Annotated in this window: 18 protein-coding genes, 1 tRNA gene and 1 riboswitch; of the genes, 17 read left to right on the forward strand and 2 right to left on the reverse strand. The window is 52.0% G+C overall.

What is annotated here, in order from left to right; genetic code table 11:
* Positions 1-25: 25 nt before the first annotated feature.
* The 16 genes from O3661_RS00605 (at position 26) to murJ (ending at position 17,815) form a co-directional block, all read left to right on the forward strand.
* A complete protein-coding gene (locus O3661_RS00605; protein WP_371491933.1) occupies positions 26-1,522 on the forward strand; it encodes an NADH-quinone oxidoreductase subunit M in 1,497 nt (498 codons plus the stop codon).
* Positions 1,523-1,531: 9 nt separating this feature from the next.
* Positions 1,532-2,974 (forward strand): NADH-quinone oxidoreductase subunit NuoN, encoded by a 1,443-nt coding sequence (gene nuoN / locus O3661_RS00610; protein ID WP_371491934.1) that lies wholly within the window; start codon positions 1,532-1,534, stop codon positions 2,972-2,974.
* 220 nt (positions 2,975-3,194) lie between these two features.
* Positions 3,195-3,494, forward strand: coding sequence for a DUF2818 family protein (locus tag O3661_RS00615; RefSeq protein ID WP_371491935.1), 300 nt, complete (start codon positions 3,195-3,197; stop codon positions 3,492-3,494).
* A gap of 181 nt (positions 3,495-3,675) precedes the next feature.
* Positions 3,676-4,233: a ribosome recycling factor gene (frr, locus tag O3661_RS00620; protein ID WP_003686718.1), complete on the forward strand. Its 558-nt coding sequence runs from the start codon at positions 3,676-3,678 to the stop codon at positions 4,231-4,233.
* Positions 4,234-4,290: 57 nt separating this feature from the next.
* Complete coding sequence (locus O3661_RS00625) at positions 4,291-5,037, forward strand: isoprenyl transferase (protein WP_049328737.1); 747 nt, start codon at positions 4,291-4,293, stop codon at positions 5,035-5,037.
* Between the two features lie 5 nt (positions 5,038-5,042).
* Positions 5,043-5,837 (forward strand): phosphatidate cytidylyltransferase, encoded by a 795-nt coding sequence (locus O3661_RS00630; protein ID WP_371491936.1) that lies wholly within the window; start codon positions 5,043-5,045, stop codon positions 5,835-5,837.
* Positions 5,838-5,870: 33 nt separating this feature from the next.
* Positions 5,871-6,620: an SIMPL domain-containing protein gene (locus O3661_RS00635; RefSeq protein WP_003747899.1), complete on the forward strand. Its 750-nt coding sequence runs from the start codon at positions 5,871-5,873 to the stop codon at positions 6,618-6,620.
* A gap of 117 nt (positions 6,621-6,737) precedes the next feature.
* Positions 6,738-7,919, forward strand: a complete 1,182-nt coding sequence (gene ispC / locus O3661_RS00640) for a 1-deoxy-D-xylulose-5-phosphate reductoisomerase (RefSeq protein WP_371491938.1) — start codon at positions 6,738-6,740, stop codon at positions 7,917-7,919.
* A 131-nt stretch (positions 7,920-8,050) separates the two neighbouring features.
* Positions 8,051-9,391 (forward strand): RIP metalloprotease RseP, encoded by a 1,341-nt coding sequence (rseP, locus tag O3661_RS00645; RefSeq protein WP_049328734.1) that lies wholly within the window; start codon positions 8,051-8,053, stop codon positions 9,389-9,391.
* 3 nt (positions 9,392-9,394) lie between these two features.
* Positions 9,395-11,797 carry an outer membrane protein assembly factor BamA gene (bamA, locus tag O3661_RS00650; RefSeq protein WP_371491939.1) on the forward strand — a complete coding sequence of 801 codons (2,403 nt, stop codon included), beginning with the start codon at positions 9,395-9,397 and terminating at the stop codon, positions 11,795-11,797.
* Positions 11,798-11,908: 111 nt separating this feature from the next.
* Complete coding sequence (locus tag O3661_RS00655) at positions 11,909-12,418, forward strand: OmpH family outer membrane protein (RefSeq protein ID WP_371491941.1); 510 nt, start codon at positions 11,909-11,911, stop codon at positions 12,416-12,418.
* A 101-nt stretch (positions 12,419-12,519) separates the two neighbouring features.
* Positions 12,520-13,560 carry a UDP-3-O-(3-hydroxymyristoyl)glucosamine N-acyltransferase gene (lpxD, locus tag O3661_RS00660; RefSeq protein WP_371491942.1) on the forward strand — a complete coding sequence of 347 codons (1,041 nt, stop codon included), beginning with the start codon at positions 12,520-12,522 and terminating at the stop codon, positions 13,558-13,560.
* 72 nt (positions 13,561-13,632) lie between these two features.
* Positions 13,633-14,082, forward strand: a complete 450-nt coding sequence (gene fabZ / locus O3661_RS00665) for a 3-hydroxyacyl-ACP dehydratase FabZ (RefSeq protein WP_003681704.1) — start codon at positions 13,633-13,635, stop codon at positions 14,080-14,082.
* 74 nt (positions 14,083-14,156) lie between these two features.
* The gene (lpxA, locus tag O3661_RS00670) at positions 14,157-14,933 is read left to right on the forward strand and encodes an acyl-ACP--UDP-N-acetylglucosamine O-acyltransferase (RefSeq protein WP_371491943.1); all 777 of its coding nucleotides are present in this window, start codon (positions 14,157-14,159) and stop codon (positions 14,931-14,933) included.
* Between the two features lie 158 nt (positions 14,934-15,091).
* Positions 15,092-16,267, forward strand: coding sequence for a lipid-A-disaccharide synthase (gene lpxB, locus O3661_RS00675; protein ID WP_371492060.1), 1,176 nt, complete (start codon positions 15,092-15,094; stop codon positions 16,265-16,267).
* A gap of 9 nt (positions 16,268-16,276) precedes the next feature.
* Positions 16,277-17,815, forward strand: a complete 1,539-nt coding sequence (gene murJ / locus O3661_RS00680; RefSeq protein ID WP_371491945.1) for a murein biosynthesis integral membrane protein MurJ — start codon at positions 16,277-16,279, stop codon at positions 17,813-17,815.
* Between the two features lie 90 nt (positions 17,816-17,905).
* Here murJ and thiC read toward each other — a convergent pair whose 3' ends face one another.
* Positions 17,906-19,795 (reverse strand): phosphomethylpyrimidine synthase ThiC, encoded by a 1,890-nt coding sequence (gene thiC, locus O3661_RS00685; protein ID WP_371491946.1) that lies wholly within the window; start codon positions 19,793-19,795, stop codon positions 17,906-17,908.
* A gap of 93 nt (positions 19,796-19,888) precedes the next feature.
* Positions 19,889-19,988: riboswitch (TPP riboswitch) on the reverse strand.
* Positions 19,989-20,099: 111 nt separating this feature from the next.
* Between thiC and O3661_RS00690 the strand changes: the two genes are divergently transcribed.
* Positions 20,100-20,176 (forward strand) — tRNA-Met (locus tag O3661_RS00690).
* Between the two features lie 177 nt (positions 20,177-20,353).
* Here the strand turns inward: O3661_RS00690 and O3661_RS00695 are convergent.
* Entirely contained in the window at positions 20,354-21,490 is a 1,137-nt protein-coding gene (locus O3661_RS00695) for an FUSC family protein (RefSeq protein WP_371491947.1), read from the reverse strand.
* Positions 21,491-21,615: the final 125 nt, after the last annotated feature.

Raw genomic sequence — 21,615 nt, forward strand, 5'->3', positions numbered from 1 at the left:
TTATTTTAACCACAGGTTAACCACTATGTTTTCCAACTACCTACTCAGCTTGGCAATATGGATACCCATCGCCGCAGGTGTGCTGGTTTTGGCGACCGGTAAGGACAGCCGTGCGCCGCTGGCGCGTGTGCTTGCCTTCATGGGTGCGCTTGCCGGTTTCTTGGTAACGCTGCCCCTGTTTACCGGTTTCGACCGTTTGAGCGGAGGCTATCAGTTTACCGAGTTCCACGAGTGGATTCCGCTTCTGAAAATCAACTACCAATTGGGTGTAGACGGTATTTCAGTGCTCTTTATCATCTTGAATGCGTTTATTACGCTGTTGGTGGTATTGGCCGGTTGGGAAGTCATTCAGAAACGTCCGGCGCAGTATATGGCGGCATTCCTGATGATGTCGGGTTTGATTAATGGCGCGTTTGCCGCGCAGGATGCGATTCTGTTTTATGTGTTCTTCGAGGGTATGCTGATTCCGCTGTACCTGATTATCGGTGTATGGGGCGGTCCGCGCCGCGTCTATGCGTCGGTCAAGCTGTTCCTCTATACGCTGATGGGTTCGCTCTTGATGCTGGTTGCCATGGTTTACCTGCACTATCAGACAAACAGCTTCTCTATTGTCGATTTCCAAAACATCAAACAGATTCCGTTGGGCGTGCAACAGCTTTTGTTTGCGGCGTTCTTCTTGTCATTCGCCGTAAAAGTGCCGATGTTCCCTGTGCACACTTGGTTGCCGGATGCCCACGTTGAAGCGCCGACCGGCGGTTCGATGGTGTTGGCTGCCATTACGCTGAAGCTGGGTGCATATGGTTTCTTGCGCTTTATCCTGCCGATTATGCCGGATGCGGCACGCTATTTTGCCCCTGTGATCATCGTATTGAGCCTGATTGCCGTGATTTACATCGGTATGGTGGCTTTGGTGCAAACCGATATGAAAAAACTGGTGGCATACTCTTCCATCAGCCACATGGGTTTTGTCACTTTGGGCATGTTCTTGTTTGTGAACGGCCAATTGAATGACTGGGCATTGAAAGGTGCAATCATTCAAATGATTTCCCACGGTTTTGTGTCCGCCGCGATGTTTATGTGTATCGGCGTGATGTACGACCGCCTGCATACCCGCAATATTGCCGATTATGGCGGCGTGGTCAATGTAATGCCTAAGTTTGCGGCGTTTATGATGTTGTTCGGTATGGCCAATGCCGGTCTGCCTGCGACTTCCGGCTTCGTGGGCGAGTTTATGGTGATTATGGGTGCGGTTAAAGTGAATTTCTGGGTAGGCGCGTTGGCTGCTATGACCCTGATTTACGGTGCATCTTATACCCTGTGGATGTACAAACGCGTTATTTTTGGTGCGATCCACAATCCGCACGTTGCCGAAATGAAAGACATCAATTGCCGCGAATTTGCGATTTTGGCAATTTTGGCGGTTGCTGTTTTGGGCATGGGTCTGTATCCGCAAGCGTTTATCGAAGTGGTGCATCAAGCGGCAAACGATTTGATTGCCCATGTGGCACAAAGCAAGATTTGAGGTGTGTAAATGAACTGGTCTGATTTGAATTTAATGCCCGCCATGCCCGAAATCGTGCTGCTTGCGCTATTAGGTGTCGTATTGCTGGCAGACTTGTGGATTTGCGATAAAAACCGCTATTTGACCCATCTGATGAGTTTGGGAACGGTCATTATTGTGGCCGTCACCCAATTGGCAGTATGGGAGCAGGGCAGTCTGCTTACGTTTAATGGAATGTATATTGCAGACGGCATGTCCCGTTTGGCGAAGCTAGTGTTGTATGCACTGACATTCAGTCTGTTTATTTACAGTAAACCGTACAACCAAGACCGCCAAATTTTTAAAGGTGAGTTTTACACTTTGTCGCTGTTTGCCCTGTTGGGTATGAGCGTCATGGTCAGCTCGGCACATTTCCTGACTGCGTATATCGGTTTGGAATTGTTGTCTTTATCGCTGTATGCCATGATTGCCCTACGTCGCGATTCCGGTCGTTCTGCTGAGGCCGCGCTGAAATACTTTGTATTGGGCGCATTGGCTTCCGGCTTGTTGCTCTATGGTATTTCCATGGTTTACGGTGCCACCGGTTCCCTTGATTTTGCTTCAGTCTTGGCTTCTGCGGCTAATAAGCAGGCCAATGAATGGCTGCTGAAATTAGGCGTGGTATTTATTGTGGTTGCCATTGCATTTAAATTGGGTGCGGTTCCATTCCATATGTGGGTACCCGATGTGTACGATGGCGCGCCGACCTCTGTTACCGCCTTTGTGGGCACGGCTCCAAAAATTGCCGCCGTTGTCTTTGCGTTCCGTATCCTTGTTACCGGTATGGGTACCATACATTCAGACTGGGCGCTGATGTTGGCCATCCTTGCCGTTGCATCTTTGGTGGTCGGTAACCTTGCCGCTATCATACAAACCAATATCAAACGTATGCTTGCCTACTCCACCGTATCGCACATGGGCTTTATCCTGTTGGCGTTTATGGCAGGCGCAGTTGGCTTTACCGCAGGTTTGTATTACGCCATTACCTATGCTGTGATGGCGGCAGTCAGCTTCGGTGTTTTGATGGTATTGTCTACCAAAGATATTGAGTGTGAAGACATCAAAGACCTCGCAGGCCTCAACCACCGCCATGCATGGTTTGCCTTCCTGATGCTGCTGTCTATGTTCTCCATGGCGGGTATTCCGCCGCTGATGGGTTTTTACGCCAAATTCGGCGTGATTATGGCACTCTTGAAACAAGGCCATGTTTGGTTGTCCGTATTTGCCGTCATCATGTCGCTGATTGGCGCCTTCTACTACCTGCGCGTGGTCAAAGTCATCTACTTCGATGCGCCTGATCATGACCAGCCGGTCGGCAGTAACTATGCCGCCAAATTTGTCCTGACGGTCAATGCCTTCTTGCTGCTCTTGTGGGGTATCATGCCGCAAACCGTTATCGACTGGTGTGCCAAAGCATTGGAAAATACCCTGTAAGCTTCAAACAAAACCAACGGCGGCTGTTCCAAAGCCGCCGTTTTTGTTAGGATTCGCATTCGGATGAAATATACCCAAAGTTCAGACGACCTCAAGCCTTTGAACAATCATCAAGCAGGTATCATCAAGATATTGAATATTCCACGGATAATGATGGGCAATAATGCCCATTTAACATGTTAAAATCACACACAGGCCGTCTGAAAACAGAAAGACCATCATGACCGCATCCATGTACATTCTTTTGCTGTTGGTACTTATCTTTGCCAACGCACCATTTATTACTACCAAATTCTTCGGCATCATCGCCCTGAAACGCAAACACATCGGCCATCACTTGATCGAATTGCTGGCAGGTTTCCTTCTTACCGCGATCCTCGCCTATATTCTCGAATCACGCGCCGGTGCCGTGCATGCTCAAGATTGGGAGTTTTACGCGACCGTTGTCTGCCTCTACCTGATTTTTGCTTTCCCATGCTTCGTATGGCGTTACTTTTGGAATGAGCGAAATAGAGAGTAGGAATTGGATTTGAATAAGGAAAAGGCCGTCTGAAAATCTTTCAGACGGCCTTTATTTTGTTTGATGTTAAATATCGGTTAGAAAACAAGGCTGTTGGGGCGTAAAGCCTTGTCGTGAGGGCGGTTTAACGGTACTATTCTCGGTTAATCCTGTTTTATTCCTATGAAATTGAAAGTATAAGATGATTAATGATATTCAAAAGACAGCTGAAGGCAAAATGCAGCGTTCTCTGGAAGTATTGAAAGACAATCTGGCTAAAGTGCGTACCGGCCGTGCGCATACCGGCCTGCTTGACCAAGTGGAAGTGGAATACTGGGGCAGCATGGTGCCTGTGAGCCAAGTGGCAAACGTAACGCTTTTGGATGCGCGTACGATTGGTGTGAAACCTTTCGAGAGCAATATGGCTGCAAAAGTCGAGAAAGCGATCCGTGATTCCAACTTGGGCCTGAACCCTGCTTCTGTCGGCGATTTGATCCGTGTCCCTATGCCTATGTTGACTGAGGAACGCCGTAAAGATTTGATTAAAGTGGTACGCGGTGAGGCAGAAGAAGGCCGTGTGTCTATCCGCAATGTACGCCGTGATGCAAACGACCACATCAAAAAACTGTTGAAAGACAAAGAGATTTCTGAAGATGAAGCACGTCGTGGCGAGGAAGCGGTTCAGAAGTTGACCGACAAATACATTGCTGAGGCAGACAAGCTCTTGGCTGCCAAAGAAGAAGATTTGATGGCGATTTAATCCTGTGTGCAAACCGTTCAGACGGCCTTTGGACGGTTTGCTCCCTGAAAGGCAGACATGAAAAGCAGTACGCAGACGATTTTGGAACACTCTGCCATCCCCCGACATATTGCTGTGATTATGGACGGCAACGGACGTTGGGCAAAGAAGCGTTTTCTTCCCCGTGTGATGGGGCATAAGCGCGGCTTGGATGCGCTGGAGAACATGGTGAAGCATTGTGCTGAACTGGGTGTGCAGTATTTGACCGTGTTTGCTTTTTCGACTGAAAACTGGCGACGCCCCGAGGAAGAGGTTTCTTTTCTGATGGGGCTGTTTTTGCAGGCTTTGCAAAAGCAGGTGCGCCGTTTGCACGATAACAATATGCGCTTGAGAGTCATCGGCAGCCGCGAGCGGTTTAATGCTGAAATCCTGAAGGGGATTGAGGCGGCAGAAGCGTTGACGGCAAACAATACCGGTTTGACTTTGAGCATTGCCGCCGATTATGGCGGCCGCTGGGATATTTTGCAGGCGGCAAATCAGTTGATTGCCGAGGGTGTCACTGAGATTACGGAAGAGGCGTTGTCGCGCTATTTGATGTTGGGCGATGCACCCGAGCCGGATTTGTTTATCCGAACCGGCGGCGAGACGCGCATCAGCAATTTCCTTCTGTGGCAGATGGCGTATGCGGAATTGTATTTTACGGATACGCTGTGGCCTGACTTTAATGAGAAATCGTTGAACGAGGCGATTGCTTCGTTCCAAAAACGGGAGCGCCGCTTCGGGCGGACTTCCGAACAGCTGCCGGTTGAGCAGCAACGGGGTTGAGAACTATGTTGAAACAACGGATTTTGACGGCGCTGTGGCTTTTGCCGCTGATGCTGGGTATGCTGTTTTATGCGCCTATGTGGCTGTGGGCGGCGTTTTGCGGCCTGATTGCCATGCTGACTTTGTGGGAATATGCCCGTATGAGCGGCTTGGACAAGCTGAAAATCAATCATTATTTGGCTTCAACGCTGGTGTTTGGCGTGATTGCCTATGCCGGCGGTTGGCAGTTGCCTGATTTAGTTTGGTATGTCGTATTGGCGTTTTGGCTGATTGTCATGCCTTGGTGGCTGAAAGCGAAATGGAAGTTAAACGGCGGCTGGCAGGCTTATACGGTCGGTTGGTTGTTGGTGATGCCGTTTTGGTTCGCACTGGTTTACCTGCGCCCTCAGCCTGAAGACGCGCTGTCTTTATTGGCAATTATGGGTTTGGTGTGGGTGGCCGATATTGGTGCATATTTCTGCGGCAAGTCGTTTGGCAAGCGCAAAATTGCGCCGACCATTAGCCCGGGTAAAAGCTGGGAAGGTGCGATCGGCGGCGCATTATGCGTTGCCGTGTACATGACCAGCGTATGGAAAGCCGGTTGGCTGGCCTTTGAAGCCGGTTGGTTCAAAACGATTTTGATCGGCTTGATTCTGACCGTTGTCAGCGTGTGCGGCGATTTGCTGGAAAGCTGGCTCAAACGTGCGGCCGGTATCAAAGACAGCAGCAATCTGTTGCCGGGACACGGCGGCGTGTTCGATCGTGTGGACAGCCTGATTGCCGTTATCAGCATTTATGCCGCCTTTGTATATTTGTTTTAAACCGCCTGTCTTATATGATTGGGGGAGCTGATTATGTCCGAACAAAAACAGATTTCATCTTTATCGATATTGGGCGTATTGTTGGCACTGGGATTGATGGCTGCGGCGTTTATTTTAGGCGTGCAGTTTAAGAATCTGCGCCAACCGGGGACAATCACCGTAAAAGGTTTGGCAGAGAAAAACTTTCAATCCGACAGCGCAACGTGGAATACGGGCGTAAATGCACACGGCGAGAGCTATCAGGAAGTTTTGGATCTGTTGACGGCAAGACGCAAGAAGCTGTCTAAGTTTTTGGGTGAGCAAGGCTTTACGGCGGCTGAAATGAAAGTGGGCCTGCCTGAAGTGTCGCGCGTTTTCAATGAAACCCGAGACGAACTGGGCAACGTAACCCGCACGCCCAACGGCTACGATGGCGACCTCAATATTGTGGTTAACACCAAAAAATTGGACAAAATCCAAGCAGCACAGCGCGCCATTTTGAATTTCCGTGCGCAAAACGAATTTATCCGCTTCGATAATCCGCAATATTTGCTGGGCAATTTGGAAACCATCAAACGCGATTTGATTACGCAGGCGACTGAGGATGCGCAGAAACGCGCGGCCGAATTTGCCAAAACCGGCGGCGGCAAAGTGGGTGCCATGCGTTCTGCTTCGCAAGGCTCGTTCAACATCTATGCCGACACCGGCAGCAGCGAGGACGACGAGTACGGCGGTTCTTACGATAAAAGCACCGTCGGCAAACAAGTCCGACTGGTTGTTACCATCGAATACGGCATTGAGTAATTCGTTCAGACGGCCTTTTCAGCTGGGAGGCAAAAGGCCGTCTGAAAATTGGAAACGGCAAAGAAATTTATTTCAAACACAATGAATACCGTTTGCACAGCACACAAAGAACACACCATGACACAACAAGTTCTGACCATATTAGGCAGTACCGGCAGCATAGGCGAAAGCACTTTAGACGTTGTCTCCCGTCATCCCGAAAAATTCCGCATGTTCGCGCTGGCAGGGCATAGACAGGTGGACAAGCTGGCGGCGCAATGCAAACAGTTCCGTCCAGAATATGCCGTTGTCGGCGATGCCGGTCATGCGGCCGAGCTGGAAAAGAAACTCAAACAAGAAGGCATCAATACGCAGGTTTTATATGGTGCTCAAGCCCTGATTGATGTCGCCTCTGCCGATGAAGTCAGCGGCGTGATGTGTGCCATTGTCGGTGCGGCCGGCTTGCCGTCGGCTTTGGCCGCCGCTCAAAAAGGCAAAACCATTTATCTGGCAAACAAAGAAACGCTGGTGGTTTCCGGCGCATTGTTTATGGAAACCGCCCGTCAAAACGGCGCCACCGTCTTGCCGATTGACAGCGAACACAACGCCATTTTCCAAGTATTGCCAAGGGATTACACAGGCCGTCTGAATGAGCACGGTATCAATTCGATTATCCTGACCGCATCGGGTGGCCCATTCCTTAACACCGATTTAAGTACATTTGACAGCATTACGCCCGAGCAGGCGGTCAAGCATCCGAATTGGAGCATGGGGCGCAAAATTTCCGTTGATTCCGCGTCAATGATGAATAAGGGCTTGGAATTGATTGAGGCGCATTGGCTGTTTAACTGTCCGCCGGAAAAACTGGAAGTCGTCATTCATCCGCAATCCGTGATTCACAGCATGGTGCGTTATCGCGATGGTTCGGTATTGGCGCAGTTGGGCAATCCCGATATGCGTACGCCGATTGCTTATTGTTTGGGCCTGCCCGAACGCATCGATTCCGGCGTAGGCGAGCTGGATTTCAGCGCATTGTCCGCGCTGACCTTCCAAAAGCCTGACTTTGACCGTTTCCCATGTCTGAAACTTGCCTATCAGGCCATGAATGCAGGCAGTGCCGCGCCTTGCGTGTTGAACGCCGCCAACGAAGTTGCCGTGGCCGCTTTTTTAGATAAACGCATCAAGTTTACCGATATTGCCCAAGTTGTTGCCCACTGCCTTGCCCAAGATTTTTCAGACGGCCGTCATGATATTGAAAGCCTGCTGGCGCAAGACGCGCAAACACGCAGACAGGCAGAAGCCTTTATCGGTAAATATTAAAGCTTCAATGACAGACCGTCTGAAACGTCAACCGCTTGGCATTTAGGCAGACAAAATGGAACAACTGCCTTTATAATCGGTTTTCAGACGGCCTTATCCGTTGATTATCACATTCCACTCAGGGGATTTTTTTGCAAACCTTTTTAGCCTTTATCGTCGCCATTCTGATTTTGGTCAGCCTGCATGAGTTCGGACACTATATTGTTGCCCGCTGGTGCGGCGTTAAAGTCGTGCGCTTTTCCGTCGGCTTCGGTAAGCCCTTTTTCACCCGAAAACGCGGCGATACCGAGTGGTGTCTTGCCCCGATTCCGCTGGGCGGTTACGTTAAAATGGTCGATACGCGCGAAGGCGAAGTGGCAGAGGCAGATTTGCCGTACGCCTTTGACAAGCAGCATCCGGCCAAGCGCATCGCCATTGTCGCTGCCGGCCCTTTGACCAATTTGATTTTGGCCGTTTTGCTTTACGGTTTGAGCTTTTCCTTCGGCGTAACCGAGTTGCGCCCCTATGTCGGCATGGTCGAGCCTGCCAGTATTGCCGCCAAAGCAGGTTTTCAGGCAGGCGATAAGATTGTTTCGGTCAACGGAATTGCCGTTAAAGACTGGAGTGATGCGCAAACCGAGATGGTGCTGAACCTTGAAGCCGGCCCTGTAAAAGTTGCTGTTCAGACGGCCTCAAATACCCAAGCCATCCGCATAATTGATGCCGCCGGCACGCCTGAAGCAGGTAAAGTTGCGAAAAACCAAGGCAACATCGGCCTTTTGCCTTTTAGAATTACTAACCGCATCGGCAAAGTCTTGGCCAATAGTCCCGCCGAAAAAGCAGGTTTGAAGGAAAACGACAAACTGCTGACCGCCGATGGGAAGCCCATCGAAAGCTGGCAAGCATGGACGGAACTCTTCCGCGCCAGCCCCGGCAAACGAATCGAGCTGACTTACGAGCGCGACGGTAAAATACTGGCGACCGCTATCCGGCCGGACAGCGTCGAGCAGTCGGCGGGCGTGTTGGTGGGTCGGGCAGGGCTTGCCGCTCAGGCGGATAAAGAGTGGGATAAAACCATCCGCTACCGTTATACGCCTTCCGTTGCCCAAGCCTTTGAATTGGGTTGGAACAAAACCGTCAACTATTCGTGGACGACCCTCAAATTTTTCGGAAAACTGGTTACAGGCAATGCCTCTTTGAACCATATTTCCGGCCCCCTGACCATTGCCGATGTCGCCGGACAGTCCGCCAAACTCGGATTGCAGAGCTACCTCGAATTTCTGGCCTTGGTCAGCATCAGCTTAGGCGTGTTGAACCTTTTGCCCGTACCCGTTTTAGACGGCGGACATTTGGTTTTCTATACCGCCGAATGGATACGCGGAAAGCCTTTGAGCGAGCGCATACAGGCAGTCGGCCTGCGCTTCGGACTGGCAGCCATGCTTTTGATGATGGCTGTGGCTTTCTTTAATGACATCAACCGTTTGTTTGGATAATTTATGAAACTGAACCAGATTGCTTCCGCTTTAATGGTATTGAGCCTGTCTCCCTTGGCATTGGCTGACTTTACCATTCAGGACATCCGCGTCGAAGGCCTGCAACGCACCGAGCCGAGTACCGTCTTCAACTACCTACCCGTTAAAGTCGGTGATAATTTCAATGATGCGCGCAGTGAAGAAATCATCAAAAAACTCTATGCAACCGGTTTCTTTGACGACGTACGCGTCGAGACTATGGACAATCAAGTCCTGCTGACCGTGATTGAGCGTCCGACCATCAGCTCGCTCAATATTACCGGCGCAAAAATGTTGCAAAACGATGCCATCAAGAAAAACCTTGAAGCCTTCGGTTTGGCGCAATCCCAATACTTCAACCAAGCAACGCTGAACCAAGCCGTTGCCGGTTTGAAAGAAGAGTATTTGAGCCGTGGCAAACAGTCTGTCCAAATCACTCCGACCGTAACCAAACTCGCCCGCAACCGCGTGTCTATCGATATTGCCATCGAAGAGGGCAAATCTACCAAGATTACCGATATTTCATTTGAAGGCAACGAAGTTTATTCCGACCGCCGCCTGCTGAAACAAATGTCCCTGAGCGAAGGCGGCATGTGGACTTGGATCACCAAGAGCAACCAGTTCAATGAGCAAAAATTTGCTCAGGACATGGAAAAAATTACCAATTACTACCAAAACAACGGCTACTTCAACTTCCGTATTTTGGATACTGATATCCAAACCAACGAAGACAAAACCAAGCAAACCATTAAAGTAACTGTCAGCGAAGGCGACCGCTTCCGCTGGGGCAATGTACGCATCGAAGGCGATACGCTGGAAGTGCCGAAAGAAGATTTGGAAAAACTGCTGACCATGAAGCCGGGCAAATGGTACGAGCGAGCGCAAATGTCCAATTCGCTCGAAGCCATTCAAAACCGCATGGGTCAGGCAGGTTACGCATTCAGCGAGATCAATGTCCAACCGATTCCAAATGCCGAAACACATACCGTTGATTTTGTGCTGACCGTTCAACCGGGCCGCAAAATCTATGTGAACGAAATCAACATTACCGGCAACAACAAAACCCGTGACGAAGTCATCCGCCGCGAGTTGCGCCAAATGGAATCGGCGCCTTACGACTCTGCCAAACTGCAACGTTCTAAAGAGCGCGTTGAGTTGTTGGGCTATTTCGATAACGTTCAATTTGATGCGGTTCCTGTGGCCAATACGCCTGACCAAGTTGACCTGAACATGAGTCTGACCGAACGTTCTACCGGCTCGCTCGACTTGAGCGCAGGTTGGGTTCAGGATACCGGTTTGGTGATGTCTGCCGGTGTGGCTCAAGACAACCTGTTCGGTACGGGTAAATCCGTTGCACTGCGCGCTTCCCGCAGTAAAACCACAGTAAACGGCTCGTTGTCGTTTACCGACCCATACTTCACACCTGACGGCGTAAGCTTGGGCTACGACCTTTATGGTAAGACTTACGACCCGCGTAAAGCTTCTTCCAGCGCGAAACAATATAAAACCACAACTTTCGGCGGCGGTTTGCGTATCGGTATTCCGGTTACCGAATATGACCGTGTGAACTTCGGTTTGGCCGCAGAGCGTCTGACTGTTAACACCTACAAAGGCGCGCCTAAACGCTATGCCGACTTTATCAACCAATACGGTAAAGGCGATGGCAGCGGCGTGGGTAACTTCAAAGGCTGGTTGTACAAAGGTACCATCGGCTGGGGCCGTAACAAAACCGACAATGCCTTGTGGCCGACCCGCGGTTACCTGACCGGCGTAAACGGCGAAATCGCCTTGCCGGGCAGCGACCTGCAATACTACACTCTGACCCACAACCAAACTTGGTTCTTCCCGTTGAGCAAAGATTTCACATTAATGTTGGGTGGTGAAGTCGGTTATGGCAACGGCTACGGCAAAACCAAAACCATGCCGTTCTTTGAAAACTTCTACGGCGGCGGCTTAGGCTCTGTCCGCGGCTTTGAAAGCGGTACGCTGGGCCCGAAAGTTTATGACGAATACGGCGAGAAAATCAGCTACGGCGGTAACAAAAAAGCCAACGTTTCCGCAGAGTTGCTCTTCCCGATGCCGGGCATTAAAGACTCTCGTACCGTCCGTCTGAGCCTGTTTGCCGATGCGGGCAGCGTGTGGGATGACAAAACCTACAATGACAGCAGCAGCAATTCTTATTACACCAATGGCGCGCTTCAAAACGTGTATGGCGTAGGCACAACGCACAAATCGACATTCAAAAACGAATTGCGTTACTCTGCCGGTGCTGCCGTGACCTGGCTCTCTCCGCTGGGTCCGATGAAGTTCAGTTATGCTTATCCGATTAAGAAAAAAGAAGGCGACGAAATCCAACGCTTCCAATTCCAACTCGGTACGACATTCTGATGATGTTTAGGCCGTCTGAAACCGGGTTTGTCCGTTTCAGACGGCCTCATGGCAGATTGGCGGCAAGCTTATTGCAAACCGCCCGTTTGTTTTCAAGCAAGGATTTTTATCATGAGTAAAATAGCCGATACCCTCCGTGTCCTCGCCGTAGCCCTGCCGGGTTTCGTGCTGTTGCCGCAAGCGGCGGCGGATGGCGTACAGAAAATCGGTTTTATCAATACCGAGCGCGTTTATCAGGAATCCAAGCAGGCGCAAAACATTCAGATGACTTTGGAAAAAGAGTTCAAAAGCCGTCAAACCGCCTTGCAAAAGTTGCAACAGGAAGGCGAGGCTTTGGAGCGAAAACTGAGCGGCGACAAGCTCAGCGACAGCCAAAGGGAAGCGGAAACCCAAAAATGGCGCGATCTGGTACAGAAATTCCGCAAGCAGCAGGCCGAGTTGGCAGAAGACTACAACCTGCGCCGCAATGAAGAATTCGCCGCGCTCCAGCAAAATGCCAACCGCGTCATCGTCGATTTGGCCAAACGCGAAGGTTACGACTTCATCTTGCAGGACGTGATTTACGTCAACGGCCGCTACGACATTACCGACAGCGTTATCAAAGCCCTAAATGCTCACTGACCCTGCTCGGCAGCGAATGTAACCATACAGACAAACCTAAGGCCGTCTGAAACCCAAACCGGCAACTTTCAGACGGCCTGACATCTTGACGGCAGATTATCATGACTTCACAAGCATACACCCTGTCCCAAATCGTTTCCCAACTCGGCGGCGAATGGAAAGGCGAAGACATCGCCATTACCGCCGTCCATCCGTTGGATCAGGCGCAGGCAGAACACATCAGCTTTTTGGCCAACCCGAAATACAAAGCCGAAGTGCACGACAGTCAGGCAGGCGCAGTGATTGTGTCGCCGAAAGCCGCAGATGAATTTGCGGGCCGCAACCTGATTGTAGCTGCCGACCCTTATCTTTATTTTGCCAAAGTGGCACGATTGTTCTCGCCGATTGTCAAAGCACAGGGTGGCGTACATCCGACTGCCGTTGTCGAAGCCAGTGCCAAAGTACCGGCAAGCTGCGAAATCGGCGCGAATGCCTATATCGGCGCGAATGCCGTATTGGGCGAAGGCTGCCGTATTTTGGCCAATGCTGTTGTCCAACACGATTGCACGTTGGGCGATGAAGTCGTGCTGCATCCCAACTCTGTCATCTATTACGGCTGCACTTTGGGCAACCGTGTTGAAATCCACAGCGGCGCCGTCATCGGCGCAGACGGTTTCGGCTTGGCCTTTGCCGGCGATTCATGGTTTAAAATTCCGCAAACCGGCGCAGTCACGCTGGGCGATGATGTGGAAATCGGTTCAAATACCAACATTGACCGTGGCGCAATGAGCGACACGACCGTCGGCAACGGTACCAAAATCGACAACCAAGTCCAAATCGGTCACAACTGCAAAATCGGTTCGCACACCGTTATCGCCGCCAAGACCGGCATTTCCGGCAGCGTCACCATCGGCAATTATTGTATTATCGGCGGCGGCGTCGGTACGGTCGGACACATCGAAATCGCCGATAAAACCACCATCGGCGGCGGTACATCCGTCACCCACAGCATTACCGAAAGCGGCCAGCATTTGGCCGGTATTTTCCCGATGTCGAGCTACAAAGACTGGGCGCGCAATGCCGTTTATATCCACCGTTTGAGCGAAATGAACAAACGCCTCAAAACGCTGGAAAAACAGCTTGCCGACAGCGGCGAAGCCTAAAGGCGGCGCAAACAGTCCGCCCCCGCATCCGAATACGTTTAAACCCAATACAAACAAGGAAAGACGAACATCATGGACGTACAACTCCCGATCGAAGCCAAAGACATTCAAAAACTTATCCCACACCGTTATCCGTTTTTGCAACTCGACCGCATTACTGCGTTCGAACCGATGAAAACCCTGACTGCAATTAAAAACGTCACCATGAACGAGCCGCAGTTCCAAGGCCACTTTCCCGACCTGCCCGTGATGCCAGGCGTGCTGATCATCGAAGCCATGGCGCAAGCGTGCGGCACACTGGCCATCCTCAGCGAAGGCGGCCGCAAAGAAAACGAATTCTTCTTCTTCGCCGGTATCGATGACGCCCGTTTCAAACGCCAAGTTATCCCTGGCGACCAACTGGTTTTTGAAGTCGAGCTGTTGACCAACAAACGCGGTATCGGCAAATTCAACGCCGTTGCCAAAGTCGACGGCCAAGTTGCCGTTGAAGCCGTGATTATGTGCGCCAAACGCGTGGTGTAAGAATGGGACAGGTCGTCTGAAAGTTCAGACGGCATCTTGCAGGCAATACCTGTATCAGACAGCAAGGAGACAGCATGACCCTTATTCATCCGACCGCCGTCATCGACCCTAAAGCCGAACTCGACTCCAGCGTCAAAGTCGGCCCGTACAGCATCATCGGCTCCAATGTCCAAATCGGTGCGAATACCGAAATCGGCCCGCACGTCGTCATCAACGGCCATACGACCATCGGTGAAAACAACCGCATTTTCCAATTTGCCAGCCTCGGCGAAATTCCGCAGGACAAAAAATACCGCGACGAGCCGACCAAGCTGATTATCGGCAACGGCAACACCATCCGCGAATTTACGACGTTCAACCTTGGTACGGTCACCGGCATCGGCGAAACCCGTATCGGCGACGACAACTGGATTATGGCCTACTGCCACCTCGCCCATGACTGCGTGGTCGGCAACCATACCATCTTCGCCAACAACGCCTCACTCGCAGGTCACGTTACCATCGGCGACTACGTCGTCTTGGGCGGCTACACGCTGGTGTTCCAATTCTGCCAAATCGGTGACTACGCCATGACCGCGTTTGCCGCCGGGGTACACAAAGACGTACCGCCATACTTTATGGCCGCAGGCTACCGCGCCGAACCGGCCGGCCTCAACAGCGAAGGTATGCGCCGCAATGGTTTCACTGCCGAACAGATTGCCTCCGTCAAAGATGCGTATAAAACCATTTACCATCGCGGCATTCCGTTTGAAGAGGCTAAGGCAGAGATTCTGAAACGCGCCGAAACACAAAGCGAATTGGCGGTATTTAAAGAATTTTTTGCACAATCCACACGCGGCATTATCCGTTGATGGATGGATTGAAGGCCGTCTGAAACCTTTTCAGACGGCCTTTGGATTGCAAAAATCCGCGCAGTAGGGCAGGTTTCCTGTCCGTTTACCGCAGATGCCGTCTGAAAACGGGTAGGCAAATGTCTGCCCAAAATCTTTTAGCGTTTAAACCTCAATACATGAATTCCAATCCTTCCCCCCTTATCGCCATCAGCGTCGGCGAAGCTTCCGGCGACTTGCTCGGCGCACACTTAATCCGTGCCATTAAGGCGCGCTGTCCGAACGCGCGGTTTACCGGCATCGGCGGCGAGCGCATGAAGGCGGAGGGTTTCGAGAGTTTGTACGATCAGGAAAAGCTGGCGGTACGCGGTTTTGTTGAGGTCATCAAACGCCTGCCGCAGATTTTGAGAATCCGCAAAGGGCTGGTGAACGATTTAATCCGCCTCAAGCCGGATGTGTTTATCGGCATCGATGCGCCGGACTTTAATCTCGGCGTGGCGGAAAAACTCAAGCAGGCAGGCATTCATACCATACATTACGTCAGCCCGTCGGTTTGGGCGTGGCGGCGCGAACGGGTCAATAAAATCGTGCATCAGGTCAACCGCGTGTTGTGCCTGTTTCCGATGGAGCCCCAGCTTTATATCGATGCCGGCGGCAAGGCCGAATTTGTCGGCCATCCGATGGCGCAAACCATGCCCGTGGAAGCGGATAGGGAAGCGGCTCGGCAGAAGCTGGGCGTGCCTGCGGACGTGCCCGTGTTTGCCATCTTGCCCGGCAGCCGCGTGAGCGAAATCGATTACATGGCGGCGGTGTTTTTTCAGACGGCCTTATTGCTGCTGAAACGTTATCCGCAGGCACAGTTTTTGCTGCCTGTGGCGACGGTCGCAACGCGCAAACGTATTAGTGAAATTTTGACGCAACCTGAATTTGCCGCCCTTCCCATCACGCTGACTGACAAGCAGTCGGATACGGTTTGCACCGCTGCCGACGTGGTATTGGTCACCAGCGGTACGGCGACTTTGGAAGTGGCCTTGTGTAAGCGGCCTATGGTCATCAGCTACAAAATTTCGCCGCTGACTTATGCGTATGTGAAAAACAAAATCAAAGTGCCGCATGTCGGTTTGCCCAATATTCTGTTGGGTAAAGCCGCCGTTCCCGAGTTGCTGCAACATGATGCCGTCCCTGAAAAACTGGCGCAGGCCGTGGCAGACTGGTATGACTGCCCTGAAGCCGTAGCCGCGTTGGAACAGGATTTCTACGCCTTGCATCTGCTGTTGAAAAAAGATACGGCGGCATTGGCTGCGGCGGCAGTATTGGAAGAAGCCGGATTTTCAGACGGCCTGAAAGACAAGTAAGGAAAATACATGAATTTATTGGGAGCATTGGCCAAGGTTGGCAGCCTGACGATGGTGTCGCGCATTTTAGGTTTTGTGCGCGATACGATTATCGCCCGTGCGTTTGGTGCAGGCATGGCGACAGATGCGTTTTTTGTCGCGTTCAAACTGCCCAACCTGCTGCGGCGCGTGTTTGCAGAGGGCGCATTTGCCCAAGCCTTCGTACCGATTTTGGCGGAATACAAAGAAACCCGCTCGCCCGAAGCCACGCAGGCGTTTGTGCGTCATGTGGCCGGTATGTTGTCGTTTGTGCTGGTCATCGTTACTGCGCTGGGCATACTTGCCGCGCCGTGGGTGATTTATGTTTCTGCACCCGGTTTTGCCAAAGAAGCCGATAAGTTTCAGCTCTCCATCGACTTGCTGCGGGTGACGTTTCCTTATATCTTTTTGATTTCCTTGTCGTCTTTTGTCGGCTCGATACTCAATTCCTATCATAAATTCGGTATTCCCGCCTTTACGCCGACATTTTTGAACATTTCCTTTATCGTCTTTTCCCTGTTTTTTGTACCGTATTTTGATCCGCCTGTTATGGCGTTGGCGTGGGCGGTATTTGTCGGCGGTGTGTTGCAGCTGGTGTTCCAACTGCCTTGGCTGGCGAAACTGGGCTTCTTGAAAATGCCCAAACTCAGCTTTAAAGATGCGGCAGTCAACCGCGTAATGAAACAGATGGGGCCGGCTATTTTGGGCGTGAGCGTGGCGCAGATTTCCTTGGTTATCAACACCATTTTTGCCTCGTTTTTGCAGTCCGGCAGCGTGTCGTGGATGTATTACGCCGACCGGTTGATGGAATTGCCGACCGGCGTTTTGGGCGTGGCACTCGGTACAATTTTGTTGCCTACCTTGTCCAAACACGCAGCCAGTCAGGATACCGAGCGGTTTTCCGGCCTGCTCGACTGGGGTTTGCGCCTGTGCATGCTGCTGACCTTGCCTGCCGCCGTCGGCCTTGCCGTGTTGTCTTTCCCTCTGGTTACGACCTTGTTCATGTACCGTGAATTTACGCTGCACGACGCGCAAATGACCCAACACGCGCTGATTGCCTATTCCTTCGGCTTGATCGGCCTGATTATGATTAAAGTGTTGGCTCCCGGTTTCTACGCCCGCCAAAACATCAAAACCCCCGTTAAAGTCGCTATTTTCACGCTGATTTGCACGCAGTTGATGAACCTTGCCTTCATTTCTCCGCTCAAACACGTCGGCCTGTCCCTCGCTATCGGTTTGGGTGCGTGTCTGAATGCAGGTTTGCTGTTTTTCCTTTTACGCAAACACGGCATCTACCGTCCCGGAAAAGGTTGGGCAGCGTTTTTGGTCAAAATGGTCATCTCTTTGGTCGTCATGGGCGGCGGTTTATGGCTGGCGCAATATTATCTGCCGTTTGAATGGGTGCACGTCGGCGGCTTTAAAAAAGCAGGCCAACTCTGCGTCCTGATTGCCTTGGGTGGCGGCCTCTACTTCGTTTCCCTCGCCGCGCTCGGCTTCCGTCCGCACCATTTCCGCAGGGTGGAAAAATAAGCAGCCGCAGGGCGTATTGCTTGGCTTCAAGACTATTCGCTAAAAAGGCCGTCTGAAACATTTTCAGACGGCCTTTTCTTGTTTTACGTTTTAACTGTAAAGCTTCGCTCCTTTTTTGACGAACTCAATCGCTTTTTCTTCCATGCCTTGCTGTTGGGCTTTTTGCTTGTCGGCGTAGTCGCGCACTTCCTGTGTGATTTTCATCGAGCAGAATTTGGGACCGCACATTGAGCAGAAGTGGGCGATTTTCGCGCCTTCGGCAGGCAGGGTTTCGTCGTGGAAGCTCTCGGCGCGTTCGGGGTCGAGGCTTAAGCGGAATTGGTCGCGCCAGCGGAACTCAAAACGCGCCTTGCTCAGGGCGTTGTCGCGTAATTGTGCACCCGGCCAGCCTTTGGCGAGGTCGGCGGCATGGGCGGCGAGTTTGTAGGTGATGATGCCGGTGCGCACGTCTTCTTTATCGGGCAGGCCGAGATGCTCTTTCGGGGTAACGTAGCAGAGCATGGCTGTGCCGTACCAGCCGATATTGGTTGCGCCTATGCCCGAGGTGATGTGGTCGTAGCCGGGGGCGATGTCGGTAACGAGCGGGCCGAGGGTGTAGAAAGGCGCTTCAAAACAATGTTGCAGCTCTTCGGTCATGTTTTCTTTCACGCGTTGCAACGGTACATGGCCCGGGCCTTCAATCATGACTTGGACATCATGCTCCCACGCTTTGGCGGTCAATTCGCCCAAGGTGTGCAGCTCGGCAAATTGGGATTCGTCGTTGGCATCGGCAATGCAGCCGGGACGAAGGCCGTCGCCGAGGCTGAACGATACGTCGTAGGCTTTCATGATTTCGCAGATTTCGTCGAAATGCGTGTAGAGGAAGTTTTCCTGATGATGGGCGAGACACCATTTCGCCATGATGGAGCCGCCGCGTGATACGATGCCGGTGAGGCGGTCGGCCGTCATCGGTACATAACGCAGCAATACGCCTGCGTGCAGGGTGAAATAGTCCACACCTTGTTCTGCCTGCTCGATTAAGGTGTCGCGCACCAAATCCCAAGTCAGGTCTTCGGCGATGCCGCCGGTTTTTTCCAAGGCCTGGTAAATCGGCACGGTACCGATGGGGACGGGCGCGTTGCGGATAATCCATTCGCGCGTTTCGTGGATGTGCGCGCCTGTGGATAAGTCCATAATCGTGTCCGCGCCCCAACGCAGCGACCACACCATTTTTTCGACTTCTTCGGTCAGGCTGGAAGTGACGGCGGAGTTGCCCAAGTTGCCGTTGATTTTGACGCGGAAGTTGCGGCCGATAATCATCGGTTCGAGTTCGGGATGGTTGATGTTGGCAGGGATGATCGCGCGTCCGGCGGCGATTTCTTGACGCACGAATTCGGGCGTGATTTGGTCGGGATGGGTCGGGATATTCGCACCGAAACTTTGCCCTGCATGTTGTTTCAAGAGCTTGGCGTATTCAGGCCGTCTGAAAAGCTCGTCCAGCTTCATGCGTTCGCGTATGGCGACAAACTCCATTTCCGGCGTAATGATGCCTTGGCGGGCGTAGTGGAGCTGGGTTACATTGCGGCCTGCTTTGGCGCGGCGCGGGCGGGTGATTTGGTTGAAGCGCAGATGGGCGGTTTTCGGATCGTGCGCGCGTTCGGTGCCGTATTCGCTGGAAAGCTTGGGCAGGATTTCGGTATCGCCGCGTTCATCCAGCCATGCGGTGCGGACGTGCGGCAGACCCTGTTTTAGATCGATGTGTGCCACCGGATCGCCGTATGCGCCGCTGGTGTCGTACACTGGAATCGGCGGATTGGCTTCCGTACCTTGCGCCGTGTAGGTGTCGTCCTGACGGATTTCGCGCAAAGGCACGCGGATGTCGGCGCGGCTGCCCGGGATATAGACGCGGTAGGAATTGGGATATTGGAAGCGGATGCCGATGTCTTCGCTCAAGTCGGAAAGACGGCGTGCCTCATCGCCGGTTTTTTTAGCGGTAGTCATAAAAAATTGCTCCTGTTTCTCGGTTATGAAATGGAAACAGGAGCATTGCTTTTTTTCAGACGGCCTTTGGATATCTTCAATCAACCGTCTAAAAATACCTTTGCCGAAACTCCCCACGCAGGTATTATCCTGTTCGGGTGTAAAGGGTATTTCTCAGCCGCTCGATTTGAAAGCAGCACCCCTGTTTCTTTATTAACGAAAAATTAAACCATGCGGATGGTTTTTTGTAAAGCGGCGTTTTTCGCATTTTCTGTCAAAAACGCTTGACAGCGATTACGTCTTTCCGTATAGTTACAACTTCTGACGCGGGATGGAGCAGCATGGTAGCTCGTCGGGCTCATAACCCGAAGGTCGTAGGTTCGAATCCTGCTCCCGCAACCAAATATAAAAATCCCCTGCAATCGCAGGGGATTTTGCTTTATGCGGCATTTATTGTTGCTTGGATTGATTGAAAGGCCGTCTGAACCATTGAGTTTCAGACGGCCTTTTTATTGGCCGATGTTATCGGCGGCTAATTCGTTTTTGTCTTTTATTTTGAGTTTGTGTTTTTCAGACGGCCTATTGTTGCTCTGGATCGGTATCGTTGCGCAGGTGTTCTTTGAGGCGTTGCAACTCTTTTTTGTCCAACCATTTATTGCGCGAACGTTGCAACAGGATCACCAATGCGGCGATTTCGTTACGCATATTGGTACTGAGCCAGAGGAAGCCTTGCCAGTCGTAATGCAGGCGGGCGGCAGGTTTGCTCAGTTCCGTATTGAGCGAAGTATCGATGCGGATACGGCGGGCGTAGTGGCCTTTGATGAGGCGGACGGTCAGCCGAAGCTCGCGTTGGAGTTGGTTGAAATGGCGGTCGAGCAGGCGGATTTCGCTTTCGTTGAGCGTGGGCGCGCGCAGTTTGGCGGCGGTGGTCAGGAGCAGCTCGGTGGTGGTGACGATTTTGCGGTGGGCATGCTGCATGGCTTCCATCATATTGTTGCTGATGTGGCTTTCGCCGGATGTGGCGGCCAGATGGCTGCGGCTTTTGACCATACGGGCGTTGATTTGGCGCATTTTAATCATGTTTTGTTCCAAACGCTCGCGCGTCATGCGTTTGCCGTTGCTGATTTCGGCAATCATTTTGGCGCAGTCGGTGAGGTTGTCGGCAAGCATGAAGCGCCACATCAGGGTGGAGCGTAGGGGCAGGAGTTTGGCGGCGGCAATGGCGATGGCGGCACCAATCAAAACGTTCATGGCGCGCATCAGGCCGCTGTCGAGCCAATGGTGGCTGCTGTCGCCGATGAGCATGCACATGGTCAAACCGGCAAGCATGGCGACATAGCCGTTTTTGCCGACTGCCAACCAACCGGCCACCGCGCTGGCGGCACCGATAATCAGATAGAAGAAAACGCCGTCTTGCAAATAATGCTGATTCAACCATAAAACGGCCAACCCAACACCCAAACCGATGGCCGTGCCGAGCATTCGTTCGACCGCTTTGGAGTAAATCGCGCCTTGGAATTGCAGCATACCGAGGACGACAAAGACGGTCATGCCGATCCACTCGCCGTGTTGCAGGTGGAAGACTTTGGCCAACAGGGTGGAAAACACGATTGCCAAGCCGAGGCGGAAGGCATGGATATGGCGGCGATAGCGGTAGCGTTCGTAGGCGTTGAGCCAGCGTTCGGAAAAATGGAGGCGTTCGGATTGGGCAGGCATGTTGTAAGACGTATCGGTATGTGGGGATGTAAATTATAACTGATTGGTAAAGCAGATGAAATTTGAACTGCTCCCAAACGGCTTGTCCTATTGCGGATTTTATCTGCCGCAAGCGGATATAATGG

Origin of the sequence: Neisseria sp. 20925_1_37, from assembly GCF_041433255.1 — a bacterium.
GTDB classification, from domain to species: domain Bacteria; phylum Pseudomonadota; class Gammaproteobacteria; order Burkholderiales; family Neisseriaceae; genus Neisseria; species Neisseria flavescens_D.